Consider the following 17,915-nt stretch of genomic DNA (forward strand, 5'->3'; position numbering starts at 1 on the left):
CAGGCTCGTGACGGACGTGAGCCTATATACGGCGGGGACACGGGCGGGAAGGGGGGACCGCATTCGGGGCGACGGACACCTACTGGCGCCCGTAGTGCGCGTTTTTTACCCGAATGGCGAGCCGGTGTACTGACGTCTCGGGTCCGCTGGGGTTACTGGACGGAAACCTCAGATCTCGCGAAAACCTTGCAGCTCCTCGTTGAACCGCTGATCGAGCGGTGCCAGGGTTTCGGAATTCGCTCCCAACCACACAGTGAAGAGCTGGAGGCCATATGGCTGTCCGTCGTGCCGCTGTCGCCGCCGCGTCTGCGGCTACGCTCAGTCTTTCCCTGCTGGCCACCTCCTGCAGCGTCAACGACGCCGCGTCCGCCGCCGAATCCAAGGCCCACCCGCCCGCGAAGAAGGCCGTGGCCACCGGTAGCGGCGGCGCGGTGTCCAGCGTCAATCCCTACGCCTCCCGGGCCGGGATCGAGGTGCTGCGCAAGGGAGGCAACGCCGTGGACGCGGCGGTGGCAACTGCCGCCGCGCTCGGCGTGGTCGAGCCGTACTCCGCGGGAGTGGGGGGCGGCGGCTACATGGTCTACTACGACGCCAAGGCCAAGAAGGTGCGCACCATCGACGGCCGGGAGACCGCGCCGCGCCGCATGCGCTCGGACTCCTTCCTCGATCCCGCGACCGGCAAGCCCCTCCCCTCCGAGGAGGCGATCAACTCGGGCCTGTCGGTCGGCGTCCCGGGGACGCCGGCGACGTGGGACAAGGCGCTCAAGGACTGGGGCACGCTCTCACTGGCGAAGGCCCTGCGCCCGGCCACCCGGGTCGCCCGCGACGGCTTCGTGGTCAACGACGAGTTCCGGGCGCAGACGGCCATGAACGAGAAGCGCTTCCGCGACTTCAAGTCCACCACCAAGCTCTTCCTGCCCAAGGGCAAACTCCCGGTGGTCGGTTCGCGCTTCCGCAATCCCGATCTCGCCCGGACCTATCGGCAGCTCGCCCATGAAGGCGTCGACGCGCTCTACCACGGGCAGGTCGGGCGCGATGTGGTGCGGACCGTCCAGAAGCCGCCGATGGCTCCCGGTTCCGCGCACAAGGCCCGCCCCGGCCTGATGAAGGCGAAAGATCTCGCCGAATACAAGCCCGTACGCAGGGATCCGACCCGGACCACGTACCACGGGCTGGACGTCTACTCCATGGCACCGTCCTCGTCCGGCGGCACCACGGTGGGTGAGGCGCTGAACATCCTGGAGAACTTCCACCTCTCGAAGGCCGACAAAACCCAGGCGCTGCACCACTACCTGGAGGCCAGCCGGATCTCCTTCGCCGACCGCAACCGGTGGGTGGGTGACCCGAAGTTCTCGGATGTGCCCACCAAGCCGCTGCTCTCCAAGGAATTCGCCAAGGACCGGGCCTGTCTGATCCGTGCCGACAAGGCGCTGACCAGCCCGCTGGCGCCCGCCGACCCGCGCCACCCGGGCTCGGGCTGCGAGCGCAAGACCGGCAGCAAGCAGCCGCACGAAGGGCCCTCGACCACTCACCTGGTGACCGCGGACCGCTGGGGCAATGTCGTCTCCTACACCCTGACGATCGAGCAGACCGGTGGCTCGGCCATCACCGTGCCCGGACGCGGATTCCTGCTCAACAACGAGCTGACGGACTTCGACTTCGCCCCCCTCACCAAGGGGACACCGGACCCGAACCTGCCGGGCCCCGGCAAGCGCCCGCGCAGCAGCATGTCTCCGACGATCGTCCTGCGGGACGGCAAGCCGATGATCGCGGTCGGTTCGCCGGGCGGCGCCACGATCATCACCACCGTGCTGCAGACCCTGGTCAACCGTCTGGATCTCGGGATGCCGCTCCCCGCGGCGGTCGCCGCACCACGTCTCTCCCAGCGGAACCAGACCGCCACAGAGGCCGAACCGGCCTTCCTCGCCTCTCCCGAACGGAAGAAACTGGACGCCATGGGCCACCGGTTCGTCCTCGCCCCGAAGGCCTTCACTCCGTCACCGGAGATCGGGGCGGTGGCCGCCCTGGAGTTCCTGCCGCACGGCAAGGTCTCGGCGGTGGCCGAACCCAGGCGCCGCGGCGGCGGATCGGCCATGGTGCTCAACGAATCCCGCTGAGGCCGGCCTGTGGAGCCCACTCTGTGAAGTCGGCCTCTAAAGCAGGCCCTCTGAAGCAGGCCCCCTAAAGCAGGTCCAATGAAGTGGGGCCTGTGAAGTTGGCCCCGTGACGACCGATCCCCCTCCAGGGCGCGCCCGGAGGGGGATCGGTCGTCACGGGGGCAGGTGGAGACCTCACCCGGCGGCCGGTGCGACGGAGTGGGTGTGCGAGCGTGCGGGAGTGCGGGCGTGCTCCGGCGCCTTCGGACCAGCCCTTCCTTCGCCGTTCGTACCAGCCCTTCCCTCGCCGTTCGTGGCCGTTCTCCGGAAGCGCCATGTGGGTCGTATACGGTGCGCCGGGTTCGGTGTCTGTGGTGCGGCTGGTGGAGAGTGCGATGGCTGGATCGGTGGGATCAGTGGGCCCGGGGGAGCTGCAACGGCGGCTGGGAGTGACCGACGCTGTGGTGGTCGGCCTGGGGGCGATGATCGGCGCGGGGATCTTCGCGGCCCTCGCCCCTGCCGCCGCCGCGGCGGGCTCCGGACTGCTGGTGGGGCTGGCGCTCGCGGCGGTGGTCGCGTTCTGCAACGCCACCTCCTCGGCCCGGCTCGCTGCGCGCTACCCGACCTCCGGCGGCACCTACGTCTACGGCCGTGAACGGCTAGGGGACTTCTGGGGGTACCTGGCGGGCTGGGGATTCATCGTCGGCAAATCCGCCTCGTGCGCCGCGATGGCCCTGACCGTCGGCTCGTACGTGTGGCCCGGCCAGGCTCATGCGGTCGCCGTCGCGGCGGTGGTGGCGCTGACCGCCGTGAACTACGCCGGCGTGCAGAAGTCCGCCTGGCTCACCCGGACGATCGTGGCCGTCGTCCTCGCCGTCCTCACCGCCGTGGTGTGCACCGCCCTCACCTCCGGCCAAGCGGACACCGTAAGGCTGGACATCGGTGACGACACCTCGTTCACCGGCGTCCTCCAGGCAGCGGGCCTGCTGTTCTTCGCCTTCGCCGGATACGCACGCATCGCCACCCTCGGCGAGGAGGTCCGGGACCCCGGCCGGACCATTCCCCGCGCCATCCCGCTCGCTCTGGGGATCACACTGGTCGCCTACGCGGCCGTCGCCGTCGCCGCCCTGGTGGTTCTGGGCCCGCGGCAGTTGGCGGAGGCGACGGCGCCGCTGTCGGACGCCGTCCGGGCCGCCGGCGCCGATTGGCTGGCACCGGTCGTACGCGCCGGCGCCGCCCTCGCCGCCCTCGGCTCTCTCCTCGCGCTGATCCTCGGCGTCTCCCGCACCACCCTGGCCATGGCCCGCGACCGGCATCTGCCGCACGTCCTGGCGGCGGTGCATCCGAAGTTCAAGGTGCCTCATCGCGCGGAGCTCGTCGTCGGCGCCGTCGTGGCCGCGCTGGCGGCGACGGCGGATGTGCGCGGGGCGATCGGGTTCTCCTCCTTCGGTGTGCTGGCCTATTACGCCATCGCCAACGCCTCCGCCTGGACACTGGCGCCCGCCGAAGGCGGCCCGCCGCGGATCATCCCGGTGACCGGACTGGTCGGCTGCCTCGTCCTGGCGTTCTCCCTGCCGCTGACCTCAGTGCTCTCGGGCGCCGCGGTCCTGGTATGCGGTGCCGCCGCGTACGGGGTGCGGCGCACGCTCTCCCCCCGCAGGACACCGTAGGCGGGTGCTCCTATGCCGCCGCTCCTACGTCGCAGTCCTCGGCGGGGAAGTCCACGAAGGCCCGTCTGCGGAGGCCGGTTGAGACCGGCGACGAGGCGAAGAGAACGGGAGCGGGCCGGGGGCGGGCCATGGCGGACCGGCCCGGCCGGCGACGTCGTCGTCGTGGTCAGCAACGGCCCGCCCCTGCCCCTCTCGGCCGGACGGATCAGAAGGGCTTGGTCGGCAGGTACTTGCCGTCCAAGGTGATCACCGCACGGTCGCCGCCCTCGGGGTCGGCCACCTTCTGCACATCCAGTTTGAAGTTGATCGCGCTGATGATGCCGTCGCCGAACTGCTCGTGGACCAGGGCCTTGAGGGTGGTGCCGTAGACCTGGAGCATTTCGTAAAAGCGGTAGATGGTCGGGTCGGTAGGGATGCCGCCGTCGATGGACCCGCGGGTCGGGATGGTCTGCAGCAGCGTCGCGGCGTTGTCGTCCAGTCCGAGGAGCTCGGCGACGGCCCCGGCGGCGGCCTCGGGCAGGGGGTGCTGGCCGAGCACGGCGGCGGTGACGAAGGCGGTCGACAGTCCGGCGGCGTCAGCGATCTGCTGCCAGGACAGGTCCTTGCGCACCTTCGCCTCGACGGCGGTGACGGCCAGGGCCTGGCGGGCGGCGGGGTCGAACTGGGCGTGGATCATACGAGGTGTTCCCTTCGGTGTGCGGTGTGCGGTGTGCGGTGTGCGGTGTGTGCCGTTCGCCGGGATCTGGGGTGGTGGCCCCGGACGGTGGAGCCGGGGCGGTGGTTCCGGAACTCGGGTCCCGGGTGTCGAACGGTGGCCCGGGGACGAGGCGGTGGGGCGTGCTCAGGCCGCGGGGGCGGCCGGGTGGCCGACGGGGGCGAGTTCTTCGACGGCGCCGGTGGGGATGTCGTAGACCCAGCCGTGCAGCGTGAGCCGGTTCGCGGCGCGGGCCACCGAGGGGTGGGTGGCGAGGTTCGCCAGCTGGGCGAGCACGTTGTGGCGCACCAGGGCGCTCACGGTCGGTGCGCTGCCGGCACCTGCGGCGGCACGTGCCCGGGAGGCATCCGCGTGGCGGAGCCAGTCGGCGATCGCCGGCGTGGACGTGAGGTCATGGCTCTCGGCGAGGGCGGTCATGGCGCCGCAGGCGGAGTGCCCGCACACGACGATGTCGGACACGCCCAGCACGGCGACGGCGTACTCGATGCCGGCCGCCACTCCGTCCGGGCCGGGGGCGTAGGGCGGAACCAGGTTGCCGGCGGTGCGGATGACGAACAGCTCACCCGGCTCGCTGCCGGTGATCAGTTCCGGCACCACGCGGGCGTCGGAGCAGCTGATGAACAGCGTGTCCGGCCGGTGACTGGCGGCCAGGCCGGCGAAGAGCTCCGCTTTGGCCGGGAAGACGTGCTGCTGGAAACGCTTCACGCCCGCTGCGAGATCGTGCATGGGTCACTCCCTTCGGTGCGTCGGCCCGGTGTGGCTGACGAGATCCACCCTGCATGGGCTGCATCTATAGAGTCCAAGACTTGCTACCGATGATTCCTATTGCTGACATCTATAGTTGTCCCATGTCGTCCCTGGAGCTGCGCCATCTGCGCTATCTGCTCGCCGTCGCCGACCACGGCAACTTCACCCGTGCCGCCGAGGCCCTGCACATCTCCCAGCCCACCCTTTCCCAGCAGATCAAGCAGCTGGAGCGCACCGTGGGCGCCCAGCTCCTGGACCGCACCGGACGTACCGTGCGACTCACCGACGCGGGGGAGACGTATGTGCACCACGCCCGCCGCGCCCTGCGGGAGCTGGCGGCGGCCGAGCGTGCCGTCCTGGACGTGGCCGACCTCTCCCGCGGCCACCTGCGCCTGGCCCTCACCCCCACCTTCACCGCCTACCTCATCGGGCCCCTGGTGGCGGAACTCCACTCCCGCCATCCCCACATCACCCTGAACGTCCGGGAGATGCCGCAGGATCACATCGAATCCGGTCTGCTGGCCGACGAAATCGACCTGGGCATCGCCTTCCACGGCCCCCACCTGCCCGGCATCACCGCGACCGCCCTCTTCACCGAAACCCTCAGCCTCGTCACCGGAGCCCACCGGCCCGACAGCCGCGAGGAACCGCTGCCCGTCGAGCGCCAGACGGACGGCCGTACGAAACCACTGTCCGTACGCGACCTGACGGGCCACCAACTTGCCCTCCTCAGCGGTGACTTCGCCACGCGCAGCCATATCGACGCCTATTTCGCGGCCCACCAGGTGCAGCCGCGCATCGCAGTGGAGGCCAACTCCCTCCAGGCGCTGACCGAATTCGTCCAGCGCACCGGGCTGGCCACCGTCTTGCCGGACGCCATCGCCGACGACCACCCCCACCTCGAAACGGTCCCCCTGGAGCCGGCCCTGCCGCCCCGCACCGTCACTCTGCTACGCAGGGAAAACGCCTACCAAAGCGCCGCCAGCCGCGCCTTCACGATCCTCACCCAGCAACTCGTCCGCACTCGCGGCTATACCCCCGCCTGAGGAATCGCCGTCTGAGGAACCGCCGCTTGCGTAAGGGCCGCCCCGCGGAATCGCTCCCCACCTCACCGGATAGACCTGCTTCCGAGTGGGGAGCTAAAAGGCGGCACACAGCTGGACCAGGACACAGCTGGACCAGGGGAGGGGCTGGAAGGCGGGGAGGGGGAAGGTGCTGCTGGTGGCGTGAGCAGTGGCGGTTGCCACGTTCGTCGTCACGGGCCTGGTACGCGTCAGGCGACGCGAAGCGCAGGGATCCCTCGGCACCCACCGCAAGCTCCACCCGGACCACGACTGACAGGAGCACCGCCGTGCGGAACCCCCAGCCACTCCTCCATGCCTGGCAGCTCGGCGACCGGGAATACCGGCGCCATGAGGAGCGCCGCGGCCGCCGCTTCGCCTACACGAGCTTCGATCCCACCCGCACCGCGCTGGTCGTGGTCGACATGGTGCCGTTCTTCGTCGACGCCAACCCCTACGCCCGCGGCATCGTCCCGAACATCCAGCACCTCGCCGACCGCCTTCGCACCGCCGGCGGAACCGTTGCCTGGATCCTGCCGGCCCGCACCGAACGCACCCCGGTCGGCGACGAGTTCCACGGCCCCGAAGCGGCCGAGATGTTCCGCAACTCCGGCGGCACCGGCCCGCTCCCCGGCCGGCTGTGGCACGGCTTCACCCTCGGCGCCGACGACATGCTCGTCGAGAAGTCCGCGCCCAGCGCCTTCTTCCCGGGCCGCTGTCCGCTCCCTGAACACCTGCAGGAGCGCGGGATCGACACCGTCCTGATCACCGGCACGGTCACCAATGTGTGCTGCGAGTCCTCAGCCCGCGACGCCTGCACGCTCGGCTACCGGGTCGTCATGATCGCGGACGCCAACGCCACCGGCCGCGACTGCGACCACAACGCCACCCTGCGCACCGTCTACCGGTCCTTCGGCGACGTACGGCCCACAGCGGACGTACTGGCCATGATTGAGGACCAGAGACCAGCGTGAGGCACCTGCGACGCAGCCCTAACTTCTCTGGTACTTCTCTGGTACTTCTCTGATCGGCGCACAGCTCGTGGCTGTGGCCGACGGCGGAACCTCGATGATGTACGCGTCCGCCCGGGTCGATGCTGCTCAGAGCGCCCTTGTCATGAACGTACTGTTCGGGTCGGGCCGATAGTCGGCGAAGGGGTCGCAGTAATGGAACCCGAACTTCTCGTACAGCCGTCGAGCGGGCAGGAAGAATTCAGCGGCGCCGGTCTCCAGGCTCAGCTGTGCGAACCCCATACGTTGAGCCTCGGCGATGATGTGCTCCAGCAGCTGTGAGGCGATTCCACTCCTCTGCCGTGTCGGCCTGGTACGCATCGACTTCAGCTCCGCGTGACCCGCGTCCAGTCTCTTGATCGCGCCGCAGCCCACCAGAGCGCCATCGTCCGAGGCCGACCAGAACGTTATGTCGGGCTTCCGAAGGCTGTCGAGGTCCAAGGCGTGCTTGCTCTCCAACGGCGTGAGGGACCGCATTTGCTGGACGTGTTCGTCGAGAAACCTGGCGATCTCCGGACCGGAGAGGTCGTCCACCACGATCTTCAACGTGCTCACCTTTCTTCGACTCCCGTTCTTGCGGGGTGCCGGTCAGTCGGCTGTCGGATCTCGGATCGCGGCTGTCGGATGTGCGTGCTGATGGGCTGACGTGCTGACGTGCTGCGCAACGACACTATGTTGATCTTGACGGCCAAACCAAGAGCTTTTGGCTCGTCGCGGTGGGAGCACTGGCGTTGGCCTTGACGATGCCGCCAGGCTTACCGTCGCGTTCCGGACGGCCGCCGAACGACGGTCCTGAGGTCCGGTGCAGGGGCACTGGCCCATCACCACCACGCGCTGGGCAACGGCTGGCTACGGGCCGGTGCCGGCTGGTGCCGGCGCCGGCCCGTGGCCGATGCCGGGGTCGAGTTGGAATCGTCCAGCCGGACTGGCGCACGGTCAGAGATCAAAACCAGCACCTGTTCAGCGGCTTCCTGAGTTTCCGGGGTGATGGAGGGCGAGTTCAAAGGAGTGTTGTACGGCGTGCCGCCTTGCCAGCCTTGGCTCAAGGACTGCGTCGGCGTCATAGGCAGGGCCGAGGGCTGATTGCTTAGCCCACCTGGCCTCATGGGGTGGCGGGGCGGGCAGCGACTGCGCTCTGACGTGCTTCCATCTCGTCATGGAGGTGCTCACGTGATGGCAGCAGACTCACAGCAAGACAGCTATCCGCATACGGGTGCGCCGCGGCGGCGTGTACTGGCCGCGGCTGCCCTGACTCCGATGCTGGCCGGTGCCGCAGCCCCCGCTCGTGCCCTGTCCACCAGGGCGGACGAGGCGAAGAGCCGCAGGCTGGTCGAGCCGGTCCGCACTGCCTTGTCGGACTGGGAGGAGGTGGCCAACGCGCTCGGGCGAAAAGGCGATATGAAGCGCAACTTGATGTATCACACTGCGCTTCCGCGCCATGACCTGCGGGTGCGCTCCCACCGCATCGGCGTCAAACCGGCACTCGCTCTCGGCTCGCATTTCTCCTTCGTCCGGTACACCGACAAGAGCACGCTGTTGATGGGTGACGTGGTGGTCACCGAGCAGGAAATGCAGCCGTTCATCGACGTCCTGCACAAGCACAAGATCGGGCAGACCGCGATCCACAAGCATCTGCTCTCCCAGACTCCCGACATCTGGTGGATCCACGTCCATGCACACGGTCATCACCCGGTGGCCCTGGCGCGCGGCCTGCGCGCGGCGTTCGACCGCACCGGCACCCCGCCCCCGCGGCCGCCGTCCCGGCGGAAGTCCGTCGACCTGGACACCGCCGGCATCGATGCCGCACTGGGCGTCAAAGGATCCGTCGACGACGGCATCTACAAGTCCATCTTCGTCCGCCGTGAGACCATCACCGACGGGCACCTGGTACTGCCTGCGGGCCTGGGATCGACCAGCGCGTTCAACTTCCAGCCGTTGGGCGACGGCCGGGCCGCGATCAGCGGCGACTGCGCCATGATCGCCAGCGAGGTGCAAGACGTCCTGGTGGCGCTGCGGTGTGCCGGGGCCGAGCTCGTCGAACTGCACAACCACGGCTTGACGGACGAACCTCGCCTGTTTTTCGTCCACTTCTGGGCCGTGGGTGACGGCGTCAGACTCGCCCGAGCCCTGCGCCCCGCGGTGGACGCCACCAACGTCGTACCGGTCGGCTGACCCCGCGCGGGCAGCGGGGCCGCCCCCGTGGACCATCTCAGTGCTCCCCCTCGGCACGCCTCACCGACAGGTCCACCCTCAGCGCCCGCCCCCTTCCCAGAGGGCCTGCCGATGCCCGATGCCGCGCTTTGCCTCAAGAGTCTGGCGCCATCTCCTCGGCCAGTTCGTACTCTTCTTCCAGCGCTTCGGTGACCTTCTCCCACAAGGTGGACTCCACGAGCGGGTCCAGCTTCCCGATCGCCGTGCGGAACTCCGCCAGCGCGCTCAGCGGCTCCGGCCCCTCGAAGCGCTGAGCGAACTGCGCGGCCAGTCCCAGGGCGCCCGCCAGCGTCTGGAGGGAGGAGTGTGCCTCGCCCGCATAACCCGCCGCGTGGTCCCAGCCGTTGGGGTCGTAGAGATCGACGCATCCCACTTCGCCGTCCACCATCAGGGAGAACTCCTGGCACTGGCCGAACTCGAACGCGTACTTCGTGGGCGGTGAGTCGTCGTCCGGGGTCCGCTCGCCGAACAGCTCGTCCGGATCTTCCGCCCACGGGCCCTCGGTCTTCAGTCTGCTCGAGTCGAAGTCGACGAATTCGAGAAACCCGTCGATCCGTACCGAGGGGAAGCCGACCGTGGTGAGGAACTTCCGTGTCCCCTCGTGCTCCAGCCGTTCGGGCAGATCCGCCTCTGCAGGACGCCACAGCGACCCCACTCCGAAACAGGACTCCAGCCACTCCGCCGTGGGGTTCTGGGCTGCCCCCATCAACTCATCCATGCTCACGTGGTCTCCCTGACCGTTCTGCTGATGTGTGACACCCACAGTGAACCTCAGGGCACTGACAGCCGGGCCTGACGGGCCCCTCCTCACCGTCTGCCATGCGCAACGTCTCGGGTGACGTGACTACCGGACGGATTAAGGCGGTCAGCCCATACGGACCGGCGCCGCTCCCTCGGGCCGCAGCGCGGTGACCAGCTGTCGATTCAGCGGCGTCAGGCGCTGGGCGAGGGGCGGGTCTGCAGGCGCCAGATCACGTCAATGCCCGTCTCACTCGGGGCCACAGGCCCTTCCGGCACCTGCACGCGCTCCATCTCGGTGAAACCCAAGCGCCGGGCGACGGCTCCGCTGGCGGGGTTGGCCTCGTCGTGATGGATCTCGATGCGGTCGATGCCCGGCATCCGGCGGCCCGTTTCCACCAGGGCGGCAGACGAAGCCACATCAGATCGACAATGGAATTTCCAGTGTGCAAGGCAATTGCCGGTGGTCAAAGAGCCAGCCCCCGCTACCTCGCTACCTCCGTCTTGCGTGGCCAGCGACGCTGCCGTCAGCATGTCTCGTGGCAACCACTGGCGCCGGACGGCTGAATCAGAGCGCGTGACTCAGCCGGTGGACGCTTCCGCGTCGCGCAGACCTACGCAGTCCAGCGCCCAGAAGGTGTCGGAGTAGACGAGGGTGCCCGTCATCCAGGGTTCGTGTGCAGCGAGCCGGGCAACTTGGAATGCCGGAGGCGGGATGCGCAGCGACGGTGAGCGGAAGCCGATCATGTCGGCGCGTTCGAAGCCGCGCTTTGCGTAGTAGCGCGGGGAGCCTTCGAGGAAGACCAGTGGTGCGTTCTTGGCATCGGCCGCTGCGAGGGCGTGCTCGATGAGTCGGGTGCCGATGCCCTGGTTCTGGAATTGCGGGAGCACTCCCAGCGGCGACAGGACCAGGACGTCCACGATCCGGCGCGAGGCGTCGAGCCGGCCGGCGCTCAGCAGGACGTGTCCCGCCACCTGTCCCTCGACCGTGGCGACGAACGACATCGGCGCCAGGGGCGCTTCCGCGCGGCGAAGGGCGTCCGCGAGAGCCGGCACATGCTCATCGCCCTCGAACGCGGCCAGGTGCAGCGCGCGTACCACCGGATGGTCGTCACGGTGCTCCCGCCGGATCAACGCTTCCGCGCTACGTGGAACTGCTGCGGTGTCATCTGTGGTCACGGCCGCGAGAGTAGAGGGCATCACACCATCCATGCCATCCAATTCCGGACCGCAGATCCGCACCTGCTCAGGTGGCGGCTGCGACCGGCTGGAGCGTCGGCGCAACGGCACCCGGCCACCTCGATCGCCCGATTCGCCTCGTGAAATCCGCGAAGCCCGCTCCCCATTCGTTGCATTCGACGTGCTGCAGTGGCCGGCGCGAAACCCGATGGGTAGCTGGACCCGATGGCGTAGCCGGACCCTCGGCGGTACGAGTGGCTGAAGCCCTCGCCCGTGCCGCGCAGCGACCGGCCGCGGATCCGCCCCACGTCGCTCCGGAGTGTCCAGTTCGGAGGCCTCGCAGGGCGGATCCGCGTGCCTTCAGTTGCCCGGTGCTGGGGGCGGTTGGCGGGAGTTGGTGGCCAGTGTGCGGATTTCGGTGGCGACGGTGCCCCACGCGCATTCCGGGATTTCGTGGCCGACTTGCGGCAGGAGGACCAGGCGCGAGTTGTGGATCCGGGAGGCGATTGCCTTGCCTGCGCTGGGCTTGATGAGCGGGTCGTCCTCCCCGTGGAGGACGAGCGTGGGCCGGGTGACGGCGCTGATCGGTGGGCCGTGCCATTGGGCACCGATCTGGCGGCTCTGTGCCTGCTGGTCGTGGATGCCGCGGTCGGCGTTGCGCTCGGCCGCTTCCCGGGCGGCCGGCTCGTCGAAGGGGCGGCGGGGTGAGGCGAGGAGGCGGGAGACGGCAATGCCGGCCGCGACGGCCCCCTCGCGGGTGTCGGGGAACCTCAGGCGGGCGAACTTCGCCAGGGTCCTCATCCGTATGTACCGCATGGCCCGCAGCCCCGAGGTGTCACCGGGAACGGCGGCCATGGAGGTGAGGCTTCGGACGCGGCCCGGGTGCCGCAGCGCCACGCGTTGTGCGACGGCTCCACCGAGGGAGACGCCCAGCAGGTGTGCCGACCGCCACCCCAGCGCGTCCATGACGGCGACGGCATCATCTGCCATGTCCTCCGCCGTGTATGCCTCTTCACGCTTGGCGAAGAGTGCGGAGATGGGGTTGCGGGTGGGGGTGGCCGGCAGGTGGGTCGACTCGCCGCCGTCGCGCTGGTCGTACCGGGCCACGGCGAAGCCCTGCGCGGCCAGAATCCGGCACAGCCCGTCCGGAAACCACAGCCGGTTGGCGCCCAGCCCCGTGGCCAGCAGAAGCGGCTCACCGTCGGCCCCTTCGGTCAGCGCGTCGAAGGCCAGCCGCACCGCGCCGTTTTCAGCCCAGCGGACCGGGCCCCACAGGTGTTTCCGGGTTGGGGACACGTGAACCTCCCATAACTGTGACCAATAAACTGTGACCGGTAACTGCGACCGCTGTTCGCAGTTTAGAGTAGTGGAACGTCAGAGGACGGAGGAGGCGGGTGGACGAGTGGCACAGGAACCTGTGACGGTCTGGGCGCGGGCCGGACGCGGTGCTCGCGGTCCCGTGGCTGTCCACAGCCACGCAGAGCTGACCGCTGTCGCCGTCGAGCTCGCGGACCAGGGCGGACTGTCGGCGGTGTCCATGCGCCAGGTGGCCAAGGAGCTGGGAACCGGCCAGGCATCCCTTTACCGCTACGTCTCCGGCCGTGACGACCTGCTCGACCTCATGACGGACGCGGTGACGGGGGAGATCGACCTCGACGTCCCGCTCCACGGCGATCCCGTGGAGGACTTGGTCGCCCTGGCGGCCCGGGCCAAGGCCGTCCATCTGCGGCACCCCTGGCTGTCCGACGTCCCGCCGGAACCTCTGCGGCTGGGGCCGCGGGGCATGGATTTCCTGGAATACGCGCTGCGGGCGATGGCGCCCGTCCGGCTGCCCGGACGGACCAAGATGGAAATCGTCGCCCTGATGAGCGCCCTGGTCGCGCAGTTCGCCCGGGCAGAAACCCAGGTCGGCCGCGCAACCACCGACCGCCAGGCGGCGCAGGCCGCCTACCTGACCCAGACGGCCTCCCACGGAGATCATCCACATGTCGCGGCCGCCATGGCCGATCACACGGGAGCGGACCCGGCAGAAGATCCCCAGCCGCTGTTCGAGCGGACCATGCACCGGGTGCTCACCGGGCTCGTGCTCGTCGACATCCCTGCGGCCGAGGCCGACGAGGAGACCGAACCGTAGGCTGGAGGGGTGAGGCTTGGCGGCCGCCGCCGCTACGTGGCGATGGTGGTTGGTCTCGGCCGAAGGGGCCGGCCGCTCAGCCCCGCATGCGCCAGGACGCCGGGCACCCTGCGGTCCCGGCCCCTGCGCTCCCGGTCCCGCCCTCGCAGGCACTGAGTGTCACACGCAGCCGTGCCGGACCTGTGCTGCGGAGCCACAAGGCACCGGGCCTGGGACGGTCGCCCGGGCGAGGAATGCGACGCGCGCACCCGGGCTGAGAGGCACGAGCGGCAGCAGCGGGCTCCGGAGGATGCCGATGCCGCTGCCGCGGAAGAGACCGAGCACAGGCGAGCAGGTCGGTGCTACAGCCCTTCCTGAAGCTGCTCTGCCCCGGATGACCAATCGCGATGTCGGCTGTTTGGCTGCGGCGGAGGTGTCGACGCGGACAGTTCCGTCGTCGCGGGCGTGCAGGGAGGCATCATGGTCTGATGAGGGTGTTGCCGGTGTGGTCACGGGTACGCCGTTGGGTTCCGGCCGTGGTGATCGCTCTTGCGGCGTTGGTGGATCTGCTGACGCCTACCTCGGTGTCATCAGCTCCTCTCTTGGCCGTGGCGCCCGTGACGGCGGTTTCGCTGTTCGGCCCGGTGGGGATCGTCGGTGTCGGCCTTACGGCCATGGCGGTGCAGGCGGGTCTGGCGTTCGTCGCCGGATCGTACGACTGGCAGGGCGACGCGGCGGTTCAGATCACGCTGGCGTCCGTCACCGCGCTGGCGGTCGGATTGAACCGGTCCCTGCGCATGCAGCATGCGAGCGCGAGCCGGGCACGCTACGCCGCGGAGGTGGCCCAGCGGGCCGTGCTGCCCAGCCCCCCGAGCCGGCTGGGGGACCTGCGGATCGCCGCCCGCTATGTGCCGGCCGAAGACATGGCGCTGATCGGCGGTGATCTCTACGTGATGCAGGAGACTCCGTTCGGGGTGCGCGCCATGGTCGGCGACGTGCGGGGCAAGGGACTCTCCGCCGTTACGGCGGTCAGCGTCGACATCGGGGTCTTCCGCTACGCCGCCGACCACGAACCTGACCTGCCTGCCCTGGTGGGGTGCATGGAAGAGGCCCTGTGGCGCGAAAGCCAGCGCCGGGAGGGCCTGGACGCGACGGAGGGGTTCACCACTGCCCTGATCGTTCAGTTCGCCGACGATCTGAGCCAGGTCCATATCGTCAACCGCGGCCATCCCGCCCCTGTGCTGCTGCATGCGGACGGCCGGGCGCGCGTGCTGGAGCCGGAGGAGGCGGCGCCGCCCTTGGGCATCACCGGCCTGGGGGACTGGTCATCACCGGTGGAGACGTACCCGTTCCCGCCCGGGGCGATGCTGCTCTGCTTCACCGACGGTGTCACCGAGGCGCGCGATCCTGCCGGCGTCTTCTATGACCCCGCGGACCGGGTTCCGCACATGGTGCAGTCCTACCTCCGCCAGACCAGCCATTTCCCGGATCCTTCGACGGTCCTCGACCTCCTGGCCCGCGACGTCAGCCGCCACAGCGGCGGTGCGCCCCAGGACGATCAGGCCCTCCTCGCGCTGCACCGGCCGCTGCCACAACAGGACCTCCTCGCCCGGCCTGGTTAACGGCCGGCCACCGGCGGCCGGGCGCACCGCCCGCTCGGCTGTGCAGACCTCCGACCACTGCCTCCTGGGCCCGCCGCCGAGCGAAGAGGCTCAGAGATCAGGCGGCGGCAGTGCGTCGGAATGGAGCTACGGGCAAATGACGCAAGGGCCCCTGCCTCATACGAGACAGGGGCCCTTGCGTGTGGAGCGCCCGGCAGGCCTTGCACCTGCATTTCCCGCCGGCTGGCGGGCGTCTTTCCTTGGACCACAGACGCGCGACTCCGTGCGCTGCGCCGGAGTTGCATCATGATCATACAGGGTTTGGGGGACCGCAGCGCCGCATCGGGTGGGTCAGGCCATCACGGCTTTCCCGGCCCGGGTTTTCCGACCGGCCGCCCTGATTGGTGAGGGAGTCACAAGCAAGATCAAGGCCCCCTCGCCGCACGCAAGATCTCTATGCTGACGACATGTTGGATATACCTCTTTCAGCGCTCGAAGTCGCAATGGTCCAGACGGGCGCCCGAGCCGTGGATACGCTGCGCGACACCGCGGCCTTCGCCCAGGGAGTGGAACGGCTGGGCTACCAACGGATCTGGTACGCCGAGCATCACCATTCGCCCGCCATCGGCGCGTTCCCACCAGTGGTGTTGACCGCGCACGCTGCCGCTTCGACGTCGGCCATCCGTCTTGGTTCGGGCGGAGTGCTGGCGCCCAACCACGCACCGATCACGCTGGCGGAGCAGTTCGGAACGCTGGCTGCCTTGCACCCGGAACGCATCGATTTGGGCATCGGCCGCGGCCCGGGCACCTTCGACGAGGCCATCGCACGGGCACTGCGCCGCGGTGCCGGACCGACGACGGATGCGGAGTACGAGGGCGACGTGGCCGCGATCCTGTCTTTTCTGGTCGACGAAGTCGCACTCGGTCCGCTGCCGGAGCCGTGGCTGCTGGCCTCCAGCACCGCAGGTGCCGCTCTCGCCGCGCGACTGGGCCTGCCGATCGCCGTCGCACACCACATCCGGCCGGACAACACCCAAGCCGTGCTGGAGCGTTACCGGGCGGCGTTCACCCCATCGCGTTGGTGCGAGCGGCCCCGGGTGCTGGTGTGCGTGGAGACGGTATGTGCCGAGACGGACGAAGAAGCCGCGTGGCGCATCGGACCGATGGACGTCATCAAAGCCGGGCTCCTCAAGGGCCTCAGCGAGATCCCCTTCCCCACACCCGCGGACGCGGCCGCCCACTCCTTCACGGAGCAGGAGCGACAGGCGCTGGCCGGCTTCCGTGCACAGCAAGCCGTCGGGACACCCGAGACCGTCATGCATCGGCTCACACAACTGGCCGGTGAGACCGGAGCGGACGAACTGATGCTGACCACGCCCGTCTACGACCTCGGCGACCGCATTCGCTCCTACGAACTCATCAAGAAGTACGCCGAGGCCACGGCAGCACCGTAGGAACCACGTTGGGACGGTGTCGGTGCCCTCTCCCGCCGGGTGATCCGCAGCCACCATTGGCTACATCTCCCGGCGGGAGGGCACGCCGGGAGTCAGAGCTTGGCTCATAGGGCCGTCTGGTTTCGAAATGCGTAATTAAGCTCAAGGGACGCTGAGTAGGCCGCTGGTGCGGCCGGTCCTGGCCGGCAGTGTGCAGAGGGACGCACTGAGATTGTGGGGCGGTTGGTCAGGGCGTGGTCTGCTCGCATCCGCATCCTGGGGCGGGGCCAACCTGGACATGGCTCTGAGCGCACCCGGACGACCGGGAGTTCGCGGAGCTGCCAAGGAAGCGGCCGGCACGCCCGCAACGCGTACCGCCGGCCTGAGCCATACATGCAGCAGGAGAGCCTGAATTCGCACGCCTGCCCGATGAGGGATCGCCTAAGGTTTGCGGCATGACGCTGCAACTTGTTCAGGTGAACTTCAAGGCCCGGGACGACTCGGCGCTCGGCCGGTTCTGGGCGGAGGCGCTCGGCTGGGGTGTTTCCAGCGAAGGGCCCGGCGTCACCAACCTGGAACCCGCGGGCTTCGACTGGCCGGACCCGGCCGCCGTCTGCATCGATCTCGTCCGCGTCCCGGACCCGGAGACGGTGAAGTGCCGTGTGCACATCGAGCTCGCCACCACCTCCGACGCCCATCAGGCGGAGTTGGTCGCACGTCTGAAGGAGCTCGGGGCGACGCCCGCCGATGTGGGCCAGGGCGACGTGCCGTGGACGGTGATGGCCGACCCGGAAGGCAACGTGTTCAGCGTCCTGGAGCCCCGGGAGCTCTACCGGGACACCGGGCCGATAGCCGCCGTGGTTGTCGACTGCGCCGACCCACGGGCCATGGTCCGGTTCTGGGGCGAGGCGATCGACTGGACCGTCCACGAGCTGACCGACGACCGCGCCCTGCTGCGCTCCGTCAAGGGCGTCGGGCCGTACCTGGAGTTCCGCCGCACGCCCGACGACGAGGTCGTATGGAACCGCATCCATCTCGACGTGATGTCCGACCCCGTCGAGGATCAGGCGAAGGAGGTCGCCCGGCTCGAAGGCCTCGGCGCGATACGGGCCGATGTGGGTCAGGGTGACGTCTCCTGGGTCGTCCTGGCCGACCCGGCTGGTAACGAGTTCTGCGTCCTCGGCCGGGGCTGACGCGGAACTCCGTCCGTGCCCTCGTGGCGGTGCGGGAGTGCGCGGCGCCGAGCCGCGCCCTCCCAGGCCGCCAACTCCCTGACCCACGCATACCGCAGGAGAGCCTCAAATCCGCTGGCTGCACGGCAGTTGTCAGCTCTACCATTCC

16 protein-coding genes are annotated in these 17,915 nt (G+C 69.2%); 9 read left to right on the forward strand and 7 right to left on the reverse strand.

Going from position 1 to position 17,915, the window contains the following annotated elements; all coding sequences use genetic code 11:
* The first annotated feature begins 272 nt into the window (after window positions 1–272).
* The gene (gene ggt / locus STRNI_RS40015) at window positions 273–2,117 is read left to right on the forward strand and encodes a gamma-glutamyltransferase (protein ID WP_277413078.1); all 1,845 of its coding nucleotides are present in this window, start codon (window positions 273–275) and stop codon (window positions 2,115–2,117) included.
* A gap of 374 nt (window positions 2,118–2,491) precedes the next feature.
* Window positions 2,492–3,766, forward strand: coding sequence for an APC family permease (locus tag STRNI_RS40020; RefSeq protein WP_277413079.1), 1,275 nt, complete (start codon window positions 2,492–2,494; stop codon window positions 3,764–3,766).
* A 205-nt stretch (window positions 3,767–3,971) separates the two neighbouring features.
* Here the strand turns inward: STRNI_RS40020 and cynS are convergent, their stop codons facing one another.
* The gene (gene cynS, locus STRNI_RS40025; protein WP_093635949.1) at window positions 3,972–4,442 is read right to left on the reverse strand and encodes a cyanase; all 471 of its coding nucleotides are present in this window, start codon (window positions 4,440–4,442) and stop codon (window positions 3,972–3,974) included.
* Window positions 4,443–4,607: 165 nt separating this feature from the next.
* On the reverse strand, window positions 4,608–5,207 hold the full coding sequence (locus STRNI_RS40030) for a carbonic anhydrase (protein WP_277413080.1): 600 nt from the start codon (window positions 5,205–5,207) through the stop codon (window positions 4,608–4,610).
* Window positions 5,208–5,329: 122 nt separating this feature from the next.
* Here STRNI_RS40030 and cynR point away from each other — a divergent pair, with 122 nt between their 5' ends.
* The gene (gene cynR / locus STRNI_RS40035) at window positions 5,330–6,274 is read left to right on the forward strand and encodes a transcriptional regulator CynR (RefSeq protein ID WP_159491928.1); all 945 of its coding nucleotides are present in this window, start codon (window positions 5,330–5,332) and stop codon (window positions 6,272–6,274) included.
* A 305-nt stretch (window positions 6,275–6,579) separates the two neighbouring features.
* A complete protein-coding gene (locus tag STRNI_RS40040; RefSeq protein WP_277413081.1) occupies window positions 6,580–7,263 on the forward strand; it encodes a cysteine hydrolase family protein in 684 nt (227 codons plus the stop codon).
* Window positions 7,264–7,389: 126 nt separating this feature from the next.
* Here STRNI_RS40040 and STRNI_RS40045 read toward each other — a convergent pair whose 3' ends face one another.
* Window positions 7,390–7,845, reverse strand: coding sequence for a GNAT family N-acetyltransferase (locus STRNI_RS40045; protein WP_277413082.1), 456 nt, complete (start codon window positions 7,843–7,845; stop codon window positions 7,390–7,392).
* Between the two features lie 627 nt (window positions 7,846–8,472).
* Here STRNI_RS40045 and STRNI_RS40050 point away from each other — a divergent pair.
* A complete protein-coding gene (locus tag STRNI_RS40050) occupies window positions 8,473–9,471 on the forward strand; it encodes a DUF1259 domain-containing protein (RefSeq protein WP_093635939.1) in 999 nt (332 codons plus the stop codon).
* A gap of 133 nt (window positions 9,472–9,604) precedes the next feature.
* Here STRNI_RS40050 and STRNI_RS40055 read toward each other — a convergent pair whose 3' ends face one another.
* The 4 genes from STRNI_RS40055 to STRNI_RS40070 form a co-directional block, all read right to left on the reverse strand.
* Window positions 9,605–10,228 (reverse strand): SUKH-4 family immunity protein, encoded by a 624-nt coding sequence (locus STRNI_RS40055; RefSeq protein WP_277413387.1) that lies wholly within the window; start codon window positions 10,226–10,228, stop codon window positions 9,605–9,607.
* A 215-nt stretch (window positions 10,229–10,443) separates the two neighbouring features.
* Window positions 10,444–10,719, reverse strand: coding sequence for a GNAT family N-acetyltransferase (locus STRNI_RS40060; protein WP_277413083.1), 276 nt, complete (start codon window positions 10,717–10,719; stop codon window positions 10,444–10,446).
* A 111-nt stretch (window positions 10,720–10,830) separates the two neighbouring features.
* Window positions 10,831–11,427 (reverse strand): GNAT family N-acetyltransferase, encoded by a 597-nt coding sequence (locus STRNI_RS40065; protein ID WP_277413084.1) that lies wholly within the window; start codon window positions 11,425–11,427, stop codon window positions 10,831–10,833.
* Between the two features lie 360 nt (window positions 11,428–11,787).
* Window positions 11,788–12,723: an alpha/beta fold hydrolase gene (locus tag STRNI_RS40070; RefSeq protein WP_277413085.1), complete on the reverse strand. Its 936-nt coding sequence runs from the start codon at window positions 12,721–12,723 to the stop codon at window positions 11,788–11,790.
* Between the two features lie 163 nt (window positions 12,724–12,886).
* Here STRNI_RS40070 and STRNI_RS40075 point away from each other — a divergent pair, with 163 nt between their 5' ends.
* The 4 genes from STRNI_RS40075 (at window position 12,887) to STRNI_RS40090 (ending at window position 17,767) form a co-directional block, all read left to right on the forward strand.
* Complete coding sequence (locus STRNI_RS40075) at window positions 12,887–13,561, forward strand: TetR/AcrR family transcriptional regulator (protein ID WP_277413086.1); 675 nt, start codon at window positions 12,887–12,889, stop codon at window positions 13,559–13,561.
* Between the two features lie 587 nt (window positions 13,562–14,148).
* Complete coding sequence (locus tag STRNI_RS40080) at window positions 14,149–15,162, forward strand: PP2C family protein-serine/threonine phosphatase (protein ID WP_308433055.1); 1,014 nt, start codon at window positions 14,149–14,151, stop codon at window positions 15,160–15,162.
* Between the two features lie 446 nt (window positions 15,163–15,608).
* Complete coding sequence (locus STRNI_RS40085) at window positions 15,609–16,595, forward strand: MsnO8 family LLM class oxidoreductase (RefSeq protein ID WP_277413087.1); 987 nt, start codon at window positions 15,609–15,611, stop codon at window positions 16,593–16,595.
* A gap of 434 nt (window positions 16,596–17,029) precedes the next feature.
* On the forward strand, window positions 17,030–17,767 hold the full coding sequence (locus STRNI_RS40090; protein ID WP_274732783.1) for a VOC family protein: 738 nt from the start codon (window positions 17,030–17,032) through the stop codon (window positions 17,765–17,767).
* Window positions 17,768–17,915: the final 148 nt, after the last annotated feature.

The sequence above is a fragment of the Streptomyces nigrescens genome (assembly GCF_027626975.1).
In the GTDB taxonomy this organism is placed as follows: Bacteria; Actinomycetota; Actinomycetes; order Streptomycetales; family Streptomycetaceae; genus Streptomyces; species Streptomyces nigrescens.